Source organism: Citrobacter sp. ANG330 (assembly GCF_047467925.1).
Classification (GTDB): Bacteria; Pseudomonadota; Gammaproteobacteria; order Enterobacterales; family Enterobacteriaceae; genus Citrobacter_A; species Citrobacter_A amalonaticus_G.
In genome coordinates this window covers 42,315-62,979 of the sequence record NZ_JASJUI010000014.1, presented here as the reverse complement: position 1 = coordinate 62,979, position 20,665 = coordinate 42,315, and the positions used below count along the sequence as shown (strand labels likewise).

Here is a 20,665-nt window from a genome sequence, read left to right as displayed (position 1 = left end):
TTCACTTTTGCGGACAAAGAGATGGAACATTTTGATGTGGCGATTATCGGTCTTGGCCCGGCTGGCGCAACGCTGGCGCGTAAACTGAGCGGCAGGATGCGGGTGCTTGCGCTGGATAAAAAACGGCAGTGCGGCAATGAAGGTTTCACCAAACCCTGCGGCGGTTTACTGGCACCGGATGCACAGCGTTCGTTTATTCGCGACGGAATTACGCTGCCGGTGGACGTGATCGCCAACCCGCAAATTTTCAGCGTTAAAACGGTGGATGTTGACACCTCACTGACGCGCAATTACCAGCGCAGCTATATCAACATCAACCGTCATGCCTTTGATTTATGGATGAAATCGCTGATCCCGGATGAGGTACTGGTGTACCACGACAGCCTGTGTCGAAAAATCTGGCGAGAAGAGGGGAAGTGGCACGTCATTTTTCGCGCCGACGGTTGGGAACAACAGATTACCGCCCGCTATCTGGTGGGGGCCGACGGAGCAAACTCGCTGGTACGTCGCCATCTCTATCCGGAACATCAGATACGCAAATATGTCGCCATCCAGCAATGGTTCGCAGAAAGTCATCCGGTCCCGTTTTATTCCTGCATTTTCGATAACGCCGTGACGGACTGTTACTCCTGGAGCATCAGCAAAGACGGCTATTTTATCTTTGGCGGCGCTTATCCCATGAAAGACGGCCAGGCGCGCTTTGATGCGCTGAAAGAGAAAATGACGGCGTTTCAGTTCCGCTTCGGCGAACCGGTGAAAAGCGAGAAATGTACCGTGCTTTTTCCGTCACGCCGGGCAGATTTCGTCTGCGGTGAAGATAACGCATTTCTGATTGGCGAGGCCGCCGGGTTTATCAGCGCCAGTTCACTGGAGGGAATTAGCTACGCCCTGGATAGCGCGGAGATCCTCACATCAGTACTGATGACGGATGCGCCGGAGAAGAACCACGTTTACCGGAAAGCGACTCGCAAACTGCGCGTTAAACTGTATGGCAAAATCCTGAAAAGTCGTTGTTTGACTTCGCCCGTCCTGAGAAGCGCGATTATGCGAAGCGGCATCGCGCATATCCCGCAGAGCCAGGATGACCAGCCCGCCACAACGTCTGGCGGGCTGGTAAAGGACTCTTAACCTACGCGTTTTACATCACCCACCAGCAGGATGTAAGAGAGCGCGCCAATCAGGGCAACGGCTGAGATATAAACCAGCGCGGGACCAAAGCCATAGTCCTGCGCAAGGTAGCCAATCACCAGCGGAACCGTAATCCCGCCTAGCCCACCGACAAAGTTAAACACGCCGCCGGTCAGGCCGATAAGGCGCATCGGCGCCAGCGAAGAGACCAGCGACCAGGTGATAGAGGCAAACCCATTCCCGAAGAACGCCACCGCCATCAGAGTCATAATCCACACCGGATCGTTGGTGTAGTTTGCACCCATTATGCAGGTGGAGATTAACAGACCACAGATAATCGGCGTTTTACGCGCCACGCCCAGCGAGAAGCCTTTTTTCACCAGCTTATCCGCCAGCCATCCGGAAAGCAGTACGCCAAAGAACGCCGCGAGGAACGGCACAGTGGTCATAAAGCCCGCCTTCAGCGCGGTAATCCCTTTTTCCTGCGTCAGGTAGTTCGGGAACCACGTCAGGAAGAACCACAGCGTCGAGGTGACGGCAAACTGGCCCAGATAAACGCCCACCAGCTTACGGTGAAACACCAGTTTCCAGTCCGCTTTGGTTAACGGCTGACGCGCCTCTTTCTTAACGGGTGCATCGCCATCCACCAGACCGCCGCCGTCACGAATATAGTCCAGCTCTGCTTTGGTGATGCTTTTGGTCAGACGCGGTGGCTGATAGACCTTAAACCAGACCAGCGACCAGATAATGCCGATCCCTCCGGTGACAATGAACACCCAGTGCCAGCTCAGCATCTCCTGGATCCAGATCAACAGCGGGGTCAGGAACGCCAGGCCGACAAACTGTCCGGAGGTATAAAAACCGACGGCGGAGGCACGTTCGTGCTCGGGGAACCAGCTCGTCACCATGCGGTTGTTGGTGGGGAACGCCGGAGCTTCGAAGATCCCGGTAATGGCACGCAGGCCAATTAACGACATCAACCCGGTGGCGAAGCCCTGGAAGAGGGTTGCCACTGACCAGCCAAATATCGCGATAAAGTAGGTCAGACGGGAACCGACGCGGTCAAGGAACCAGCCGCCCGGGATCTGGCATAGGGTATACAACCAGGCAAAAGCCGAGAAGACATAGCCCATTTCCGCTTTCGTAATACCAAACTCTTCCTGAATATGCGCCGACGCCACCGCAAGGTTGGCGCGGTCGACATAACAGATAACCACGGTAATAAAGATCATAATCAGCGTCAGGTAACGACGACGCCCGGTTTTTGCAGCACTAACTGGAATATCCATCGCAATCTGTCCCCAGATTTTGGGCATAGCGAAGCCGCTCACCATGCCCGGTAATTTACAGAGGGTGTGTTTTTTATTGTTGAATTTAATGCCCGGTGACGCTGCGCTTACCGGGCCTACGGGAGAGTAGGCCGGATAAGCGTAGCGCCATCCGGCGAATTACCACTCCGCTACACTACCGTCTTCATGACGCCACAGCGGATTACGCCAGTCCGGCGCATTTTTACTTAGCTCAATGACTTTGGCTTCATCAATATCCACGCCAAGGCCCGGCTTCGTTAACGGTTTGAAGAACCCGCCTTCCATGTTGAAGTCTTCTTTATTTTTCACAAAGTCGAGCAGTTCCGCGCCCTTGTTATAGTGAATCCCCATGCTCTGTTCCTGGAACACGGCGTTGCGTGAAACAAAATCGACGTGCAGACAGGCCGCCAGCGCGATCGGTCCCAATGGGCAGTGCGGGGCCAGCGCCACGTCGTAGGCCTCCGCCATCGCGGCAATTTTGTAGCATTCGGTGATGCCGCCCGCATGGGAAAGATCCGGCTGCAGAATCGCCAGCCCACCCGCTTCCAGTACCCGTTTAAACTCGAAGCGCGAGAACATACGTTCACCCGCCGCGATCGGAATATGCGTTTGTTCAGCCAGTTTCGGGTAGTACTCCGCCTGTTCGGCCAGCACCGGCTCTTCAATAAACAGCGGACGATACGGTTCCAGCTCTTTGATTAACACTTTCGCCATCGGCGCGCTGACGCGTCCGTGGAAATCCAGACCAAACTCAATCTCGTTACCGAAAGCTTCACGGATTTGCGCGACGGTATTGACCGCGCGATCGACCGCTAGTGAATTATCAATCACGCCCATCTCTTCGCAGCCGTTGAGCTTGAAGGTGTCAAAACCAATGTTGCGCAGCTGTTTAATGCCGTCGATCACTTCCGCAGGACGATCGCCGCCAACCCAGCTGTAGGCTTTGATTTTATCGCGCACCAGGCCGCCCATCAGTTGCCAGACCGGGGCATTCAGCACTTTGCCTTTGATATCCCACAGCGCCTGGTCGATACCGGCGATAGCGCTCATCAGTATCGGGCCGCCGCGGTAGAAACCTGCGCGGTACATCACCTGCCACAGGTCGTTAATACGCGCCGGGTCCTGGCCAATCAGGTAATCGCCCAGTTCATGTACCGCCGCTTCGACGGTACGCGCACGGCCTTCAATCACCGGCTCGCCCCAGCCAACAACACCTTCGTCGGTTTCAATTTTCAGGAACATCCAACGCGGAGGTAAACGGTACGTGGTGAGTTTGGTTATTTTCATTTCACTGCCTCTCGATATGCCTTAACAAATGCTGCCGCCTGCTGGGCAGTGCGCGCGACGGGCTGCCCGGCGCGATAGAGATCGCTGCCCAGTCCCGCGCCCACACACCCGGCTTTCATCCATTGCGCCAGATTGTCTGGCGTGACGCCGCCCACGGCGAAGACCGGCACGCTGGCGGGTAATACCGCTTTCAGCGCTTTGATGTAATCCGGTCCAAAGGCCGATGACGGGAAAATTTTCAGCGCCTGCGCGCCTGCATCGAGAGCCGTAAAGGCTTCTGTGGCGGTGGCGCATCCCGGACAGACCGTCATGCCGTAACCCACCGCACGGCGAATGACCTCTGCATTGATATTTGGCGTCACAATGAGCCGACAGCCCATTTTCGCCAGGCGATCCACCTGCTCCGGTTGTAATACCGTCCCGGCACCGATCAGCGCTTTATCACCAAACGCATCCACCACCGCCGGAATGCTCTTTTCCCACTCGGGGGAGTTAAGCGGGATCTCCACTGCGTTAAATCCGGCGTCGATCACCGCGCCAACGTGTGCGAGCGCCTCATCGGGGGTAATGCCGCGCAAAATCGCGATAAGGGGAAGATCAGTTTGCCACTGCATGAGCGATGCTCCTTATTCCTGCCTGAAATGCCGTATCGCCGGGAACCGCGGAAACGTCACGCCCCATGGCGTGGAACGCCTGCTGATAGCGTGATGTCAGCGATGCCCCGGCGACGAGAGTAATGGACTGCGAACCGGCGAATTGTTCGCACATGCTGGCGACTTCTGCGCCAATCAACAGACCGGAGAGAAATTCGCTGACCTGCTCGCGTGGAAGATGTCCCAGCACGTGCGAGGCGCGAACCTCAAACAGTTGCGGCAAAACGGCAGGGGAGTGGATACCCCGATCAAGCCCGGCGGCAAAGGCGTCTGAAGAGGCTTGCTGTTCCGGTAAACCGGTGCCCACCAGCGAATGTTGCAGTAGCAAATGGTGCAACTCGCCGGTCATCACGGTGCGAAAATCGTGGATTTGCTGCGCGTCAGCCTGCACCCATTTGCAATGCGTCCCCGGCATGACATAAACAGAAGAAGGAGAAAGCGTGCGTGCGCCGAGTAGCTGTGTCTCTTCGCCGCGCATCACGTTGTGGTTATCGTCGCGCGAAACACACAAGCCTGGGATAATCCAGACATTGTCGCCAACGGACGTTAACTGCTCGCCAATAGCAGAGAAATGGGCAGGAACCGGCAGATAAGGCGCAACCTTCCAGCCCACGTTGCTTCCGACCATTCCCGCCATGACCACCGGTGTGGCGTTGTCGCGCCAGTTTTGTGTGACTTCTGCTAACACCGCCTCGGGGGATTTACCGTTCAGACGCGTAACCCCTGCTTCTGATTGCCTGCTTTCCAGGCATTTGTCGCCCTGATAAAGCCAGGCACGCAAATTGGTCGATCCCCAGTCAATAGCGATGTAGCGAGCTGTCATGTGATTTCCTTCAACCTTCGTGTCGAGCTGGCGATCATGTTCAGTGCCGCCTGCTCTGCCGCATTGCTATCCTGATGACGTATCGCATCGAATAGCGCCTTATGTTCCTGGAGCGTTTTTGGCATGTTGGCTTCATCGCCCATCCAGGTCCGTTCAAATACCGCCCGCTGAAGCGAGGTAATCGCCACGCTAAGCTGTTGTAAAACCGGGTTATGCACTGACTGCAATACCGCCTCGTGATAGCGAATGTCCGCTTCATTAAAGGCATCCCGGTCCTGGTTGTTGGCGATCATGTCATTGAGCGCCGACTCAATTTCCGCCAAATCACTGGAGGTCGCGCGTTCCGCGGCCCAGCGTGCAATAGCGGGTTCCACCAGGTTTCGGACTTCGCTCATCGCGCTGATGAGTCGCGGGTCGTAGTCGTTTTCCAGTACCCATTGCAGTACGTCGGTATCGAGGTAATTCCATTGATTCCTCGATGTGACAAAAGCGCCGCGATACCGTTTCATTTCAATCAGCCGCTTTGCCATCAGCGAGCGGAAGACTTCGCGAATAATGTTTCGTGAGGTTTCAAATTCCTCACACAGCTCCGCTTCCGCAGGGAGCGCCGCTCCCGGTACGTATTTGCCGCTGACAATCTGCTTGCCCAGCGTAATCACGATGCGATCGGTTTTATTGAGAGTCATGGAGAGTCCTTATGCTCGGTATGCCCATCTCTACTTTACCGTCATCGCTGAAATTCGCTTCACTTTTGTAGTACTAACGTGATGTCATTCGCCGTTGCCATGCGAGTAATGTAGTACAACACAAACATGTTGTACTACAATTTAGATCACAAAAACGACAATCGGTAATGAAAATGTTATGAGGCGTAAACTGCGGGGATAAAAAAACCCGCGATCAACGCGGGTCATGGCAAACCATCCAGAGGAATCACTTCAGAACGTGCTGCTCAATAGCATACGCGACGCCATCTTCCAGATTAGATTTAGTCACAAAATTGGCGATCTCTTTCACGGAAGGAATGGCGTTATCCATCGCCACGCCAAGACCGGCGTACTCGATCATCGCAATGTCATTTTCCTGATCGCCAATCGCCATAATCTCTTCCGGCTTGATACCCAGCGCATCAGCCAGTGATTTCACTCCAGTGCCTTTATTGACACGTTTATCAAGGATTTCGAGGAAGTACGGCGCACTTTTCAGCACGGTATACTTCTCTTTTACTTCTGCCGGAATACGGGAAATGGCCTGATCGAGGATCGCCGGCTCATCAATCATCATCACTTTCAGGAACTGGGTTTGCGGATCCATTTTTTCCGCTTCGCAGAACACCAGAGGAATGGTCGCGACATAGGATTCATGTACGGTGTAGTAGCTGATATCACGGTTAGCGGTATACAGCGTGGTACGGTCCAGCGCGTGGAAGTGCGAGCCGACCTCGCGGGAGAGTTTTTCCAGGTAGCGATAGTCGTCATAGCTCAGCGCGGTTTGTGCGACAGTACTACCATCGCCTGCCTTCTGTACCAACGCACCGTTATAGGTGATGCAGTAGTCGCCGGGCTGTTCCATGTGCAGCTCTTTCAGATAGCTGTGTACACCCGCATACGGACGACCGGTGGTCAGTACCACGTTTACCCCTTTTTCACGGGCTGCGGCAATCGCACGTTTAACCGCTGGTGAAATGGTGTGATCGGGCAGCAGAAGGGTGCCATCCATATCGATAGCAATGAGTTTGATAGCCATGAATTCCCCGCATTAAATGAGTCCTGACTCATGCTAACGCGATTCCGCTCAAAAAACAGCAGCGAAAAGGGGGATAAGAAGGGGAATCACGATTCCCCTTTTGACGATCAATTGCAGGCCTGATAAACAACCCGCCATCAGGCATAACATAGGATCTTGCCGGATGGCGGCGTAAAACCGCCTTATCCGGCCTACAGACAGGGATTAGATATCGATATTTGCCGCTTTCAGGGCGTTTTCTTCGATAAACGCACGACGTGGTTCTACGGCATCGCCCATCAGCGTGGTGAACAACTGGTCGGCAGCAATCGCATCCTTCACGGTAACGCGCAGCATGCGACGGCTTTCCGGATCCATGGTGGTTTCCCACAGCTGATCCGGGTTCATCTCGCCCAGACCTTTATAACGCTGAATAGCGAGGCCACGACGAGACTCTTTCACCAGCCAGTCCAGCGCCTGTTCGAAGCTGGCAACCGGTTGACGACGTTCGCCACGTTCGATGAAAGCATCTTCTTCCATCAGGCCGCGCAGTTTTTCACCCAGCGTGCAGATACGGCGGTATTCCGCACCCGTCACAAACTCGTGATCCAGCGCGTAATCGGTGTCCACGCCGTGGGTACGCACACGCACGATCGGTTCAAACAGATTCTGTTCCGTATTGTGCTGGATATCGAACTTCCACTGGCTACCGTGCTGCTCTTTCTCGTTAAGCTCGGTAATCAGCGCGTTCACCCAACGGGTCACGGTCTGCTCGTCAGACAGGTTGGCTTCAGTCAGCGTCGGCTGATACACCAGCTCTTTCAGCATTGCTTTCGGGAAGCGACGCTCCATACGACCAATCATTTTCTGCGTGGCATTGTACTCAGAAACCAGTTTTTCTAACGCTTCGCCAGACAGCGCCGGCGCGCTGGCGTTGGTGTGCAGCGTCGCCCCGTCCAGCGCGATGGAGATCTGGTACTGGTCCATCGCCTCATCGTCTTTAATGTACTGTTCCTGCTTGCCTTTTTTCACCTTGTACAGCGGCGGCTGGGCAATGTAGACGTGGCCACGCTCAACGATTTCCGGCATCTGACGATAGAAGAAGGTCAACAGCAGCGTACGAATGTGCGAACCGTCGACGTCCGCATCGGTCATGATAATGATGCTGTGATAGCGCAGTTTGTCCGGGTTGTACTCGTCACGACCAATACCGCAACCGAGCGCGGTGATCAGCGTCGCCACTTCCTGAGAAGAGAGCATCTTGTCGAAGCGCGCTTTCTCTACGTTGAGGATTTTGCCCTTCAGCGGCAGAATCGCCTGGTTCTTGCGGTTACGCCCCTGTTTTGCAGAGCCGCCCGCGGAGTCCCCTTCCACAAGGTACAGTTCAGATAGCGCCGGGTCGCGTTCCTGACAGTCCGCCAGTTTGCCAGGCAGACCCGCCAGATCCAGCGCACCTTTACGACGCGTCATTTCACGCGCACGACGGGCCGCTTCACGGGCGCGGGCTGCATCAATAATTTTGCCGACCACGATTTTGGCGTCGGACGGGTTTTCCAGCAGGTATTCGCTCAGCAGTTCGTTCATCTGCTGTTCAACCGCCGATTTCACCTCAGAAGAAACCAGTTTGTCTTTGGTCTGCGAGGAGAACTTCGGATCCGGCACTTTCACTGAAACCACAGCAATCAGGCCTTCACGGGCATCATCACCGGTGGCGCTGACTTTCGCTTTTTTGCTGTAGCCTTCTTTGTCCATGTAGGCGTTCAGGGTACGGGTCATCGCCGCACGGAAGCCAGCAAGGTGCGTACCGCCGTCACGCTGCGGAATGTTGTTGGTAAAGCAGTAGATGTTTTCCTGGAATCCATCGTTCCACTGCAGCGCAACTTCCACGCCAATACCGTCTTTTTCGGTGGAAAAATAGAAGATATTCGGGTGGATCGGCGTTTTGTTCTTGTTCAGATACTCAACGAACGCCCTGATGCCGCCTTCATAGTGGAAATGATCTTCTTTACCGTCGCGCTTGTCTTTCAGGCGAATGGAGACGCCTGAGTTCAGGAACGACAGTTCGCGCAGGCGTTTCGCCAGGATGTCGTATTCGAACTCCGTGACGTTAGTAAAGGTTTCGTGGCTCGGCCAGAAACGCACCATCGTACCGGTTTTATCGGTATCGCCAGTTACCGCCAGCGGAGCCTGCGGGACACCGTGCTCATAGATCTGACGGTGAATTTTGTTATCGCGCTGGATAACCAGTTCCAGTTTCTGCGACAGGGCGTTCACCACGGAAACGCCCACGCCGTGCAGGCCGCCGGAGACTTTATAGGAGTTATCGTCGAATTTACCGCCTGCGTGCAGAACGGTCATGATCACTTCCGCCGCCGATACGCCCTCTTCCGGGTGAATACCGGTCGGGATGCCGCGTCCGTCATCCTGTACAGAGACAGAGTTGTCGGCATGGATGGTGACAATAATGTCTTTACAGTGACCCGCGAGCGCTTCGTCGATAGCGTTATCTACCACCTCGAATACCATGTGGTGCAGACCGGTGCCGTCATCCGTGTCGCCGATATACATACCCGGGCGCTTACGCACCGCATCCAGTCCTTTCAGGACTTTGATACTGGAGGAGTCATAAGAATTCGACATCAACGTTTCTCGCTCATTTAAACTTGGGTTAATCCGTTATTTTACCCTTTTCCACGGTGAACATCTTCGAATTTTTGTCCGACATGTCCAGAACGTGTTCAGCGCTGATTGCGCTGACAAAGACCTGTGATTGCGTTGCTTTTAATCGACTGGCCAGCAGCCCGCGACGCGCATCATCAAGTTCAGAGGCAAAATCATCTATCAGGTAGAGACACCGCCGCCCGCTTTCACGAGTGAGGAACTCCCCTTGCGCCAGACGTAAGGCGCACATTAGCAGCTTTAACTGCCCACGCGACAAGGTATCTTCTACCGGCGCACCGTCAGCGCGAATGCGGAAATCCGCTTTATGCGGGCCGTGCGCGGTATAAGTCAACATGCGGTCGCGTTCAAAACCGCGTTCCAGCACCTCGGCATAATCCGTCTCTTTCTCCCAGCCACGCTGAAAAGAGAAGGAGAGAGAAAATTCAGGAAGAAACTGCTGGCAGGTATCCGCCATATCCTGTGCGATACCGGCGCTGTACTCCGCGCGCCAGGTGCTGATTTGTTCCGCCAGCGGGATCAGTTCTTTATCCCACGGACGCAGTTGCTCGTAACGACTCACCTGGCGCAGTGCCGCATTGCGCTGCTTGAGCAGACGCTTCAGGTTGCTCCAGGCGGTGAAGAATCCTGCTTCATTGTGAAAGCATCCCCAATCAAGGAATGCTCTTCTGTATTTGGGGCCGCCGTTGAGCAAAGTAAACCCCTCGGGGGTGATCAGTTGCATAGGCATCAGTAGCGCCAGCTCCGCCACCTTATGGCCGTCAGTGCCATCGATGCGTACTTTGCTGTCACCCAGCTTATCTTTGGTTAACCCGATAGAGGTTTCCCGCTCATCCCCCTGCAATCGCCCATGAAGAACAAACGACTCCTGCTCATGACGAATGACGCGACCAGGCTGCAAACTGCGAAACGCCCGGCCGTGGCCGAGCGTATAGATGGCTTCCAGCACGCTGGTTTTACCGCTGCCGTTCGCGCCAACCAGGAAGTTAAAGCCGGGGGATAACGCGAGATCCGCATTTTCAATATTGCGGAAATCTTTGATTAAGAGTCGGGATAGCGACATATCAACTCATCACCAGGGCGTAATCGTCGCAGTTAGCCTGGTTACGGCCAGCGCACAGCAACCGGAGCGTACTGATGTACGTGAGGATTGCGAGCACTGCCCGGAGCCAGAATAACAAGTAAGATAGCCCGATATTCTTTACAAGCGCATTGGCATGACGACGTAAGCCGCACTTTGCGACGCCGCATCTTCAATTTGTACGCTCGACACGGAGTCGGTCAGCATGATGCGCACATTTTCACACTTCAGCGCATTCAGGACATCTAATACGTAGCTGACGTTAAAGCCGATCTCCATTTCAGTCCCCGGATAGGTGACGTCCAGAATCTCTTCGGCTTCTTCCTGTTCCGGGTTGTTCGCAGTGATTTTGAGCTGATTTTCACTCACATACAGACGCACGCCGCGGAATTTCTCGTTCGACAGGATCGCCGCGCGGGCAAAAGCCTGCTTGAGGATATCGCAGCCGGCTTCCAGATGTTTATCCGGATTCTTTGGCAGTACGCGACGATAATCCGGGAAACGACCGTCCACCAGCTTAGACGTAAAGATAAAGTCGCCAACGTGTGCGCGAATGTTGTTGCTGCCAATCTGCACGCGCAGCGGGTTATCGCCGCCATCGAGCATACGCATCAGTTCAATCACGCCTTTACGTGGCACGATCACCGAATGACTGGGCAGCGACTGACCGATGGGCATAGAGCAGACCGCCAGACGGTGACCATCGGTCGCTACGGTACGCAACTCTTCACCTTCGGTCTCAAACAGCATGCCGTTTAAGTAGTAACGCACGTCCTGATGGGCCATCGAAAACTGTGTGGCTTCAATCAGACGCTTCATCGTCGCCTGCGGCAGGGTGAATTCTACCTCGCTCTGCCAGTCATCCAGATTCGGGAAGTCAGCAGCGGGCAGCGTGGACAGCGAAAAACGGCTGCGACCCGAACGCACCAGCATGCGATCGCCTTCCAGTTGGACGGCAATTTCCGCCCCTTCCGGCAGGCCACGGCAGATATCAAAGAATTTCCGCGCCGGGACAGTGGTGGCGCCAGGCTCATGCGGCTGAATCAACGCAACGCGGGCCACCATTTCCATTTCCAGATCGGTACCCGTCAGCGACAACGCACCGTCAGCCACCTGTAACAACAGGTTGCCAAGAATAGGCAGCGTAGGACGACCACCCAGCGGGCCGCTGACCTGCTGAAGCGGCTTTAATAAATGTTCACGTTCAACGGTAAATTTCATAGCGTCACGAAGATAATGTTCTGATTAAGTTTGAGAAATCTTCTTTAATATCATGGCTTTCTTCACGCAACTGCTCAATCTTACGGCAGGCATGAAGCACCGTAGTGTGGTCGCGGCCACCAAACGCATCGCCAATTTCCGGCAAGCTGTGGTTGGTGAGCTCTTTCGCCAGCGCCATGGCCATCTGACGCGGACGCGCTACCGAGCGAGAACGACGCTTGGACAGCAAATCCGCAATTTTGATTTTGTAATACTCCGCCACCGTCTTCTGAATATTGTCGATGGTGACCAGTTTTTCCTGCAACGCCAGCAGATCGCGCAGCGCTTCGCGAACGAAGTCGATGGTAATCGCCCGACCGGTAAAGTTGGCGTTGGCGATCACGCGGTTCAGCGCCCCTTCCAGCTCACGCACGTTAGAGCGCAGGCGCTTGGCAATAAAGAAGGCCACCTCGCCCGGAAGACGAATGTCGTTCTCGTCGGCTTTTTTCATCAGGATCGCCACGCGGGTTTCCAGTTCTGGCGGCTCGATCGCCACCGTCAGCCCCCAGCCGAAGCGGGATTTAAGACGATCCTCAACGCCGTTGATCTCTTTTGGATAACGATCCGAGGTCAAAATGATCTGCTGATTGCCTTCAAGAAGGGCGTTAAAGGTGTGGAAAAACTCTTCCTGGGATCGTTCTTTATTAGCAAAGAACTGGATGTCATCGATGAGGAGGGCGTCGACGGAACGATAATAGCGTTTAAACTCTTCGATCGCATTGTTTTGCAGGGCTTTTACCATGTCCTGGACAAAGCGTTCGGAGTGCATATACACCACTTTAGCATTAGGTTTACGCGCCATAATGCCATTTCCCACCGCGTGCAGCAGGTGGGTTTTACCCAGACCGGTGCCACCATAAAGGAACAGTGGGTTATAGGCGCCGCCAGGGTTATCCGCCACCTGACGCGCCGCCGCGCGTGCCAGTTGGTTGGATTTACCTTCAACGAAGTTATCAAACGTGTGTTTGACGTTGACGTTAGAGCGATAGGTGGGTTCTGCCGGCGCGGGCACATTATCCCAGCCCGGACGCGCCGCGACAGGCGCCGCGCGCTGCGGTTGAACCTGGTGTGCCACCTGAGCCGGTGCAGCGACGTTGTTGTTCACGGGCGGCTTCAGCGTCTGGCTGACGGGTTTCGTTCCGACCTCAAAACGCAGTTGTGGGGCATCCGCACCGCAGAAGTTATTCAGCAGCCCATTGATATTGTTAAGGTACTTGTCTCTTACCCAATCGAGCACAAAACGGTTTGGCGCATACAAAGCCAGCGTGTTATCGCTCAGTTCCGCCTGCAAAGGGCGTATCCACATACTGAATTCTGTGGCTGGTAACTCATCCTGCAATCGGGCAAGACACTGCTGCCAAAGCGAAAGTGACACGGCGGACTCCACTCGAACAAAAGTCGATAAATGACAAAGGCTGAAACATTCATGATTGTTGACGCACATCGGCTAGACCCTATGCAAAGGGTGACGTGCGAATTGCTATCTGCAATTTTACCCCGATCAGGATCCTTTGAAACGATCGGGACCGCGGATCATAGCGTAAACTGCGCAAGAGATCTTCTGTTTCTCACAGATTCTTCCCGATTTATCCACAGGCCTTCACAGGACCGGATAAGTGTAAACGATCCTGGAGAAGTGCTGCACGATTTCGCCCGCATATTGGAAAAATTAATGAGTAAAGACGCTTTACTGCTAAAACGATCTCATAAAGATCCCGAGGGATCCTTGCGCTTTATTCATCAGGCCGTATAATCTTTCCCCCGTTGCGCGATGCCCGTAACACGGTGTCAACGCTGCCTGTTTTTCACGCGAAAAGGTGCGGAAAAAGGCAGGGATTTAAGCAAAGAGAATTGACTCCGGAGTGTACAATTATTACAATCCGGCCTCTTTAATCACCCACGACTTGGGCGTCCGTCATTCGAAATTCGTTCGGGCTCTCGTAAATGTCATGAATTTATTCAAGTTTAGGTAGAAATCGCCATGAAACGCACTTTTCAACCGTCTGTACTGAAGCGCAACCGTTCTCACGGCTTCCGTGCTCGTATGGCTACTAAAAATGGTCGTCAGGTTCTGGCACGTCGTCGTGCTAAAGGCCGCGCTCGTCTGACCGTTTCCAAGTAATAAAGCTAACCCCTGAGTGGTTAAGCTCGCATTTCCCAGGGAGTTACGTTTGTTAACTCCCAATCATTTCACATTCGTCTTCCAGCAGCCACAACGGGCTGGCACGCCGCAAATCACCATCCTCGGCCGCCTGAATTCGCTGGGGCATCCCCGTATCGGTCTAACCGTCGCCAAGAAAAACGTTCGACGCGCGCATGAACGCAATCGGATTAAACGTCTGACGCGTGAAAGCTTTCGTCTGCGTCAGCATGAGTTGCCAGCAATGGACTTCGTGGTGGTAGCGAAAAAGGGGGTTGCCGACCTCGATAACCGTGCACTCTCGGAAGCGTTGGAAAAATTATGGCGCCGCCATTGTCGCCTGGCTCGCGGGTCCTGATAGCCCTTATTCGGGTCTATCAACGCCTGATCAGTCCGCTGCTTGGGCCGCATTGCCGTTTCACTCCAACGTGTTCAAGCTACGGAATTGAGGCATTGCGCAGGTTTGGAGTGATAAAAGGCAGTTGGTTGACGGTGAAACGCGTATTAAAATGCCACCCTTTACACCCTGGTGGTGACGATCTCGTCCCGCCCGGACCATTTGATACCAGAGAACACTAACGATGGATTCGCAACGCAATCTTTTAGTCATCGCTTTGCTGTTCGTGTCTTTCATGATCTGGCAAGCCTGGGAGCAGGATAAAAATCCTCAACCTCAGACCCAACAGACCACGCAGACAACGACCACCGCAGCGGGTAGCGCCGCCGACCAGGGCGTACCGGCCAGTGGCCAGGGGAAACTGATTACGGTTAAGACTGACGTGCTTGATCTGACCATTAACACCCGTGGTGGTGATGTGGAACAGGCCCTGCTGCCAGCTTACCCGAAAGAACTCGGTTCCAGCGAACCGTTCCAGCTGCTGGAAACCACGCCGCAGTTTATCTATCAGGCTCAGAGCGGTCTGACAGGTCGTGACGGCCCGGATAACCCGGCTAACGGCCCACGTCCGCTGTACAACGTCGAAAAAGACGCTTTTGTCCTGGCTGATGGTCAGAACGAGCTGCAGATCCCGATGACCTATACGGATGCCGCGGGTAACACCTTTACCAAAACGTTTGTCCTCAAACGTGGCGACTATGCGGTGAACGTGAACTACAGCGTGCAGAACGCCGGCGAGAAACCGCTGGAGATCTCCACCTTTGGTCAGCTGAAGCAATCCATCAATCTGCCGTCTCATCGCGATACCGGAAGCAGCAACTTCGCGCTGCATACTTTCCGTGGCGCTGCGTACTCCACGCCAGATGAGAAGTATGAAAAATACAAATTCGACACCATCGCGGATAACGAAAACCTGAACGTCAATGCGAAAGACGGTTGGGTGGCGATGCTGCAACAGTATTTTGCCACGGCATGGGTGCCACGTAACGACGGTACCAACAACTTCTATACCGCGAACCTGGGTAACGGCATTGCCGCTATCGGCTATAAATCTCAGCCGGTACTGGTTCAGCCGGGTCAGTCTGGCGCGATGACCAGCACCCTGTGGGTTGGCCCGGAAATTCAGGACAAAATGGCGGCCGTTGCACCGCACCTGGATCTGACCGTGGATTACGGTTGGTTATGGTTCATCTCTCAGCCGCTGTTCAAACTGCTGAAATGGATCCACAGCTTCGTCGGTAACTGGGGTTTCTCCATTATCATCATCACCTTTATCGTTCGTGGCATCATGTACCCGCTGACTAAAGCGCAGTACACCTCCATGGCGAAGATGCGTATGCTGCAGCCGAAGATTCAGGCAATGCGTGAGCGTCTGGGCGATGACAAACAGCGTCAGAGCCAGGAAATGATGGCCCTGTACAAGGCCGAGAAGGTTAACCCGCTGGGCGGCTGCTTCCCGCTGATCATCCAGATGCCAATCTTCCTGGCGCTGTACTATATGCTGATGGGCTCCGTGGAACTGCGTCATGCGCCGTTCGCCCTGTGGATCCATGACTTGTCTGCACAGGACCCGTACTACATCCTGCCGATCCTGATGGGCGTAACGATGTTCTTCATCCAGAAGATGTCGCCGACCACCGTGACCGACCCGATGCAGCAGAAGATCATGACCTTTATGCCGGTCATCTTTACCGTGTTCTTCTTATGGTTCCCGTCAGGTCTGGTGCTGTACTATATCGTCAGCAACCTGGTGACCATCATTCAGCAACAGCTGATTTACCGTGGTCTGGAGAAGCGTGGTCTGCATAGCCGCGAGAAGAAAAAGTCCTGATTCGGTTGTAGGCCGGATAAGGCGAAGCCGCCTTCCGGCAAACGGAACATAAAACAAAGGGCGGTCTGATGACCGCCTTTTTTATGGGTATTGAAAGAGAAAAACCATGAGCCATAACGACACTATCGTCGCCCAGGCTACCCCACCGGGACGCGGTGGTGTGGGTATTCTGCGCATCTCCGGCCTGAAGGCGCGTGAGGTGGCCGAAGCCGTTCTGGGCAAACTGCCCAAACCCCGTTACGCCGACTATCTGCCGTTTAAAGATGCCGACGGCACCGCGCTGGACCAGGGGATCGCCTTGTGGTTCCCCGGCCCGAACTCATTTACGGGTGAGGATGTGCTGGAGCTACAGGGACACGGCGGCCCGGTCATTCTCGACCTGCTGTTAAAACGCATCCTGACGCTGCCCGGCCTGCGTATTGCCCGCCCTGGCGAGTTCTCTGAGCGTGCGTTTCTCAACGATAAGCTCGACTTAGCCCAGGCCGAAGCGATTGCCGACCTGATTGATGCCAGTTCTGAACAGGCGGCTCGTTCAGCGTTGAACTCATTGCAGGGGGCGTTTTCCGCCCGCGTAAACCATCTGGTGGAAGCACTTACTCACCTGCGCATCTACGTAGAAGCGGCCATCGACTTTCCGGACGAAGAGATCGACTTCCTTTCCGATGGCAAAATCGAAGCACAACTCAATGGTGTGATTACCGATCTTGATGCCGTTCGCGCTGAAGCGCGTCAGGGCAGCCTGCTGCGTGAAGGGATGAAGGTGGTCATTGCCGGGCGCCCTAACGCCGGTAAATCAAGCCTTCTGAACGCCCTGGCGGGACGTGAGGCGGCCATTGTCACTGACATCGCCGGGACCACGCGCGACGTGCTGCGTGAACACATCCATATCGATGGCATGCCGTTGCACATTATCGATACCGCCGGTCTGCGTGAGGCCAGCGACGAAGTGGAGCGTATCGGTATCGAACGGGCCTGGCAGGAAATTGAGCTGGCGGATCGCGTGCTGTTTATGGTCGATGGCACCACCACGGATGCCGTTGATCCGGCAGATATCTGGCCGGACTTTATCGCTCGTTTACCGTCAAAACTGCCCATTACCGTGGTGCGAAACAAAGCGGATATCACTGGCGAGCCGCTGGGTATCAGCGAGGTGAATGGTCACTCACTGGTTCGTCTTTCGGCGCGCACTGGTGAAGGTGTGGACGTGCTACGCAACCATCTCAAACAGAGTATGGGCTTCGATACCAATATGGAAGGCGGCTTCCTGGCCCGTCGCCGTCACCTGCAGGCGCTGGCCGAAGCCGCTGAGCATCTCCAGCAGGGCAAAGCCCAACTGTTAGGCGCGTGGGCAGGTGAATTACTGGCTGAAGAGCTACGTCTGGCCCAGCAAAGCTTAAGCGAGATCACTGGAGAATTTACTTCCGACGATCTGCTGGGGCGAATTTTCTCCAGCTTCTGTATTGGTAAGTAATCCTGTCGCCCCGAATTAACAGTCAGTTATTCGGGGCGTTATCGTTTTATAAGAGGGCCTCTTTTTATGGAACATAAACGTTTACTTGACTGTAGTGCTTCTGATTTCGCGTGCATGGACAAAACCGCGCTGTTGTATGCAATTCGCGCCAGTGAAGGCCGCGTCCTGGTCAGTGAAACCATCGCCATTACCCAACCGCTGCTTAATAACGTCACCAATGCCGAACTTGCCGCGTCACAGGGCGCGGACATTCTGCTGATCAATATGTTCGATAGCGAAGCACCACTAATTCAGGGAATGCCTGCCGGTACCGCACCGGATCAGACGTTGCATGAACTGCAGCGCCTGACCGGACGCATCATTGGCGTCAACCTGGAGGCCGTTGATCCTGCATTTGCCAGTGCGCATGACGATATCTGGAAGATGAAGCCAGGCCGTGCTGCCACCGCAGAGAATGCCCGTAAACTGGTCGCAATGGGCGCGAAGATCCTGGTGCTGACGGGAAATCCCAACAACGGCGTCAGTAATCAGTCATTGGGCAAAGCGGTGAAAGCGATCCGTGAAGCCGTTGGCGACAGCGCCATTATCATCACCGGTAAAATGCACGGCGCTGGGATTGTCCGGGAAAGCGGCAGCGCAATTATCAGCGAAAATGACGTCGCTGCCTTTGCCGATCAGGGCGCAGATATCGTGCTCATTCCAGCTCCGGGCACTGTACCGGGTATGAGCCAACAAAAAGTAGAGTCGCTGATCGCGTGTGCACACGCGCACGGCGCACTGGCAATGACGGCAATCGGCACCTCTCAGGAAGGCGCAGACGTCAGTACCATTCGCCAGATTGCCCTGATGAGCAAAATGGCGGGGGCGGATCTCCATCATATTGGCGATACTGGCTATATGGGAATGGCGTTGCCGGAAAATATACTGGCCTACAGCGTGGCGATTCGTGGCGTCAGACATACCTATACGCGCATCGCGCGTTCAGTTAATCGCTAACGTATATTGATTTTACGATTTAATTGAATGATCCTTAATTAATTTAATTTAAATTTAACTGTGAGTTTTATCACAGTTAAATTATTCTCTCATAGACAAATATTTTCATTGCCATAATGTAGCACTGTGTCTACAGAGGATAACTCAATCATGATTATCTTACATGCATACATCATTTCAAAATGGTTTAATGTTGACAATAAAATTGTCAATCATCACCCTTAAGTTTCCCTGCCTTTATTTTGCCAGAGCATAGGCTATTCGTAGTCTGTTCATTTGGCATATCTCAAACATAGCTCAATTCCTCATTGTGATTGCATATCGCAACGCCACGTATGCCTGTTCGTTTTTTAAAACGAAAATACAGGCATGGCTGGAATAAATGAGGGATGAATTATGCCGGGTATATTTATACCCGCGTGCAGACGTATTGAGTCAATACAGCGAAATAAATTAAAGGATTATGTCATGGATAACTTTAAACATTTACCAGAACCCTTCCGCATTCGTGTTATTGAACCGGTAAAACGTACAACGAGAGAACATCGGAATAACGCAATCATTAAATCCGGGATGAACCCTTTCCTGCTGGATAGTGAAGATGTTTTTATTGATCTGTTGACTGACAGCGGTACTGGCGCAGTGACACAGAATATGCAAGCTGCCATGCTACGTGGGGATGAAGCCTACAGCGGCAGTCGCAGCTATTACGCGCTATCTGAAGCAGTGAAAAACATTTTTGGTTATCAATATACGATTCCAACGCACCAGGGCCGCGGTGCAGAACAAATTTATATTCCGGTTCTCATCAAAAAACGCGAGCAGGAAAAAGGGTTAGACAGAAGTAAGATGGCGGTTTTCTCCAACTACTTCTTCGATACTACCCAGGGACACAGCCAAATCAACGGCTGCGCCGTGCGTAACGTGTACATCAAAGAAGCATTTGATACGGGTGTTCGTTATGACTTTAAGGGAAATTTCGATCTCGATGGATTAGAGCGCGGCATTCAGGAAGTCGGTGCAAACAACGTACCGTATATTGTGGCGACCATTACCAGTAACTCTGCAGGCGGGCAACCGGTTTCATTAGCCAACCTGAAGGCCATGTATAACATCGCTAAAAAATATGACATTCCGGTGGTCATGGACTCCGCACGCTTTGCCGAGAATGCGTATTTTATCCAGAAACGCGAAGCAGAATATCGGGACTGGAGCATCGAAGAAATTACCCGCGAAACTTATAAATATGCCGATATGCTGGCAATGTCCGCGAAAAAAGATGCGATGGTGCCAATGGGTGGCTTACTGTGCATTAAAGACGACACCTATTTTGACGTCTATACCGAGTGCAGAACCCTGTGCGTCGTGCAGGAAGGCTTCCCGACATACGGTGGTCTGGAAGGCGGCGCAATGGAGCGTCTTGCGGTGGGTCTGGTCGATGGTATGAACCAGGACTGGCTGGCCTATCGTATCGCGCAGGTGCAATATTTAGTCGATGGCCTCGAAGCGATTGGCGTCACTTGCCAACAAGCCGGTGGTCACGCGGCCTTTGTGGATGCCGGTAAACTATTACCGCACATTCCGGCAGAACAGTTCCCGGCTCAGGCTCTCGCTTGCGAACTCTATAAAGTGGCTGGTATCCGCGCCGTTGAGATTGGTTCATTCTTATTAGGCAGAGATCCTAAAACCGGTAAGCAATTACCTTGCCCGGCCGAGCTTCTGCGTCTGACCATCCCAAGGGCAACGTATACTCAGTCTCATATGGACTTCATTATTGAAGCCTTTGAACATGTCAAAGAAAACGCAGTGAATATTAAAGGGTTGACCTTCACCTACGAACCGAAAGTATTACGTCACTTCACGGCTAAACTGAAAGAAGTTTAA

The 20,665-nt window shown here is 53.7% G+C and carries 19 protein-coding genes; 9 read left to right on the top strand and 10 right to left on the bottom strand.

The window, feature by feature from the left end; genetic code table 11:
• The first annotated feature begins 21 nt into the window (after positions 1-21).
• Positions 22-1,128 carry a colicin M resistance lipid reductase CbrA gene (gene cbrA / locus QNN88_RS21475; RefSeq protein ID WP_414241969.1) on the top strand — a complete coding sequence of 369 codons (1,107 nt, stop codon included), beginning with the start codon at positions 22-24 and terminating at the stop codon, positions 1,126-1,128.
• Here the strand turns inward: cbrA and QNN88_RS21470 are convergent.
• The 10 genes from QNN88_RS21470 to dnaA all read right to left on the bottom strand — a co-directional run bounded on the left by QNN88_RS21470 (position 1,125) and on the right by dnaA (position 13,321).
• The gene (locus QNN88_RS21470; protein WP_414241968.1) at positions 1,125-2,462 is read right to left on the bottom strand and encodes an MFS transporter; all 1,338 of its coding nucleotides are present in this window, start codon (positions 2,460-2,462) and stop codon (positions 1,125-1,127) included. The two genes, cbrA and QNN88_RS21470, sit on opposite strands and share 4 nt — an antisense overlap.
• Before the next feature lie 114 nt (positions 2,463-2,576).
• Positions 2,577-3,725 carry a galactonate dehydratase gene (gene dgoD / locus QNN88_RS21465; RefSeq protein WP_414241967.1) on the bottom strand — a complete coding sequence of 383 codons (1,149 nt, stop codon included), beginning with the start codon at positions 3,723-3,725 and terminating at the stop codon, positions 2,577-2,579.
• Positions 3,722-4,339 carry a 2-dehydro-3-deoxy-6-phosphogalactonate aldolase gene (locus QNN88_RS21460; RefSeq protein WP_414241966.1) on the bottom strand — a complete coding sequence of 206 codons (618 nt, stop codon included), beginning with the start codon at positions 4,337-4,339 and terminating at the stop codon, positions 3,722-3,724. Before QNN88_RS21460 ends, dgoD begins: the two co-directional genes overlap by 4 nt.
• Positions 4,323-5,201 carry a 2-dehydro-3-deoxygalactonokinase gene (locus QNN88_RS21455; RefSeq protein WP_414241965.1) on the bottom strand — a complete coding sequence of 293 codons (879 nt, stop codon included), beginning with the start codon at positions 5,199-5,201 and terminating at the stop codon, positions 4,323-4,325. The genes QNN88_RS21460 and QNN88_RS21455 overlap by 17 nt, the downstream gene beginning before the upstream one ends.
• Complete coding sequence (gene dgoR / locus QNN88_RS21450) at positions 5,198-5,887, bottom strand: D-galactonate utilization transcriptional regulator DgoR (protein WP_414241964.1); 690 nt, start codon at positions 5,885-5,887, stop codon at positions 5,198-5,200. Before dgoR ends, QNN88_RS21455 begins: the two co-directional genes overlap by 4 nt.
• 247 nt (positions 5,888-6,134) lie before the next feature.
• Positions 6,135-6,947, bottom strand: a complete 813-nt coding sequence (gene yidA, locus QNN88_RS21445; RefSeq protein ID WP_414241963.1) for a sugar-phosphatase — start codon at positions 6,945-6,947, stop codon at positions 6,135-6,137.
• A 204-nt stretch (positions 6,948-7,151) separates the two neighbouring features.
• Positions 7,152-9,566 carry a DNA topoisomerase (ATP-hydrolyzing) subunit B gene (gene gyrB, locus QNN88_RS21440; RefSeq protein WP_414241962.1) on the bottom strand — a complete coding sequence of 805 codons (2,415 nt, stop codon included), beginning with the start codon at positions 9,564-9,566 and terminating at the stop codon, positions 7,152-7,154.
• A gap of 28 nt (positions 9,567-9,594) precedes the next feature.
• Complete coding sequence (gene recF / locus QNN88_RS21435; protein WP_414241961.1) at positions 9,595-10,668, bottom strand: DNA replication/repair protein RecF; 1,074 nt, start codon at positions 10,666-10,668, stop codon at positions 9,595-9,597.
• A 138-nt stretch (positions 10,669-10,806) separates the two neighbouring features.
• Positions 10,807-11,907, bottom strand: a complete 1,101-nt coding sequence (gene dnaN, locus QNN88_RS21430; RefSeq protein WP_152400813.1) for a DNA polymerase III subunit beta — start codon at positions 11,905-11,907, stop codon at positions 10,807-10,809.
• 4 nt (positions 11,908-11,911) lie between these two features.
• Positions 11,912-13,321, bottom strand: a complete 1,410-nt coding sequence (gene dnaA, locus QNN88_RS21425; protein WP_414241960.1) for a chromosomal replication initiator protein DnaA — start codon at positions 13,319-13,321, stop codon at positions 11,912-11,914.
• A gap of 606 nt (positions 13,322-13,927) precedes the next feature.
• On the opposite strand from dnaA, the gene rpmH reads away from it, so the two are divergent.
• From rpmH to tnaA, 8 genes are all read left to right on the top strand, one after another.
• Positions 13,928-14,068 carry a 50S ribosomal protein L34 gene (gene rpmH, locus QNN88_RS21420; protein WP_000831330.1) on the top strand — a complete coding sequence of 47 codons (141 nt, stop codon included), beginning with the start codon at positions 13,928-13,930 and terminating at the stop codon, positions 14,066-14,068.
• A 16-nt stretch (positions 14,069-14,084) separates the two neighbouring features.
• Entirely contained in the window at positions 14,085-14,444 is a 360-nt protein-coding gene (gene rnpA, locus QNN88_RS21415; protein ID WP_042287256.1) for a ribonuclease P protein component, read from the top strand.
• Positions 14,408-14,665 (top strand): membrane protein insertion efficiency factor YidD, encoded by a 258-nt coding sequence (gene yidD / locus QNN88_RS21410; protein ID WP_414241959.1) that lies wholly within the window; start codon positions 14,408-14,410, stop codon positions 14,663-14,665. Before rnpA ends, yidD begins: the two co-directional genes overlap by 37 nt.
• A 2-nt stretch (positions 14,666-14,667) precedes the next feature.
• A complete protein-coding gene (yidC, locus tag QNN88_RS21405) occupies positions 14,668-16,314 on the top strand; it encodes a membrane protein insertase YidC (protein ID WP_414241958.1) in 1,647 nt (548 codons plus the stop codon).
• Between the two features lie 106 nt (positions 16,315-16,420).
• Positions 16,421-17,785, top strand: a complete 1,365-nt coding sequence (gene mnmE, locus QNN88_RS21400) for a tRNA uridine-5-carboxymethylaminomethyl(34) synthesis GTPase MnmE (RefSeq protein ID WP_414241957.1) — start codon at positions 16,421-16,423, stop codon at positions 17,783-17,785.
• Positions 17,786-17,851: 66 nt separating this feature from the next.
• Positions 17,852-18,781 (top strand): haloacid dehalogenase-like hydrolase, encoded by a 930-nt coding sequence (locus tag QNN88_RS21395; RefSeq protein ID WP_414241956.1) that lies wholly within the window; start codon positions 17,852-17,854, stop codon positions 18,779-18,781.
• Positions 18,782-18,931: 150 nt separating this feature from the next.
• Positions 18,932-19,006, top strand: a complete 75-nt coding sequence (tnaC, locus tag QNN88_RS21390; protein WP_099433256.1) for a tryptophanase leader peptide — start codon at positions 18,932-18,934, stop codon at positions 19,004-19,006.
• Between the two features lie 243 nt (positions 19,007-19,249).
• A complete protein-coding gene (gene tnaA, locus QNN88_RS21385) occupies positions 19,250-20,665 on the top strand; it encodes a tryptophanase (RefSeq protein ID WP_414241955.1) in 1,416 nt (471 codons plus the stop codon).